1 protein-coding gene is annotated in these 1,361 nt (G+C 37.5%); it reads right to left on the bottom strand.

What is annotated here, in order from left to right; translation table 11 throughout:
- Positions 1 to 17: 17 nt before the first annotated feature.
- Positions 18 to 1,283 (bottom strand): IS701 family transposase, encoded by a 1,266-nt coding sequence (locus tag AC1F2U_RS34690; RefSeq protein ID WP_480265270.1) that lies wholly within the window; start codon positions 1,281 to 1,283, stop codon positions 18 to 20.
- Positions 1,284 to 1,361 lie beyond the last annotated feature (78 nt).

Here is a 1,361-nt window from a genome sequence, read left to right as displayed (position 1 = left end):
CGGGACTTAAACAAAAACTAAGCCCAAATAAAGCCTAAACTGGCTTTATAAGCAGCAAACACGTCACGGTTAAGGGTCAACCAATCGAAAAATCGATAAGACATAGCTGTTTTAAAAGCTTCTAAAGCTTCAGTAAAAGTGTTCAAAGGTTTGTTTGCCCACCTGCGTCTCAAGCCGCCTGTCATCTGATGCCAAAGAATAAAAGTATAGGCACAGAATACCAAGATAAAGTGCCTCAGTAGACTCCTTTTTTCTCGGACTTGGTATTCTTTCAATCCTAACCACCCTTTGGCTTCTCGATAAAAAACTTCCACCCAATTCCGTTGAGAATAAGTATCAACTACCCATTCTGGGGTAACAATTGATGAAGAAACATTGGTGATAAAATAGTCGATATCGGTGGCTTGTGAGAAAGTCGCTGCATTCATGACGATGGCAATATTTCGCTTTCCCTTCAATTGTGATATCTCTATTTCTCTAGTTAATACCCATACTGTTTTGGGCTGATCTAAGTTTAATTGAATTTCTGTAAAAGCCTCTTGGGGTAAACTTTGTGCTAATTCATCTAGCCTAATTGTTTGTTGAATAGTATCTTCATTAGTAATAGTTATTTTTCGATTTCTGGCGACTCCTCCTAAATACTTTAATTCTCGCTTCTCTAACTCTAATAAGAAAGATGTATTGTTGCCATATCCCGCATCTACAATTACTATTTCTGGTTGATATTTCCTCTGGATAGTTCTGTCTATTAACTTGATTGCTAATTCCGGTTTTTTCTCAAACTCTGAGTCTTGTTTACCTGATTTTAAGGAACTGGCGTGCTGATATAACTCTATATCTAATGGTAAGCTTTTTCTTCCATCGTATAAATGAGTTGTTACTACTACTATTCCATTATCCGTCTTGCCAATTTCTCCAATGTATTGTCTTCCCACTCCATCGGTAAAATTGCCACTTTTCCTATGACCAGAATCATCAATTATTAAACTAAATCCTCTACTAATTCTGGTTTGAATGCACTTGTTCATAATCTCTAAGCGCCGTTCATTGATCTTGGAGTCAGACCAAGGTGCTTCAGTTAAAAAGTGATGTAATTGATAGTAATTCACCCCTATAGCGTTTTCTGCTATCTGAAATAGGTTTTTTCTCTCGCTTTCACCCAATAATCCTCCTAAATAATGCCTGAACTCTCTTTTTTGAGCTTTATGAGTAAACACATCATCAAACCTCTTACACCATTTTTCAAAGCATGGAGGCATGGCGGCGGGAGTTGTCTCTTTCATGGGAGCTTACTTTGACGTGAAAGCTAGGCTGAAAAAGAATTATACCCCTTTTTACTCCTCTATTTTGTCTAAGTCCCA

This window comes from Nostoc sp. LEGE 12454, from assembly GCF_056620565.1.
This window is presented reverse-complemented; position numbering and strand designations above follow the sequence as displayed.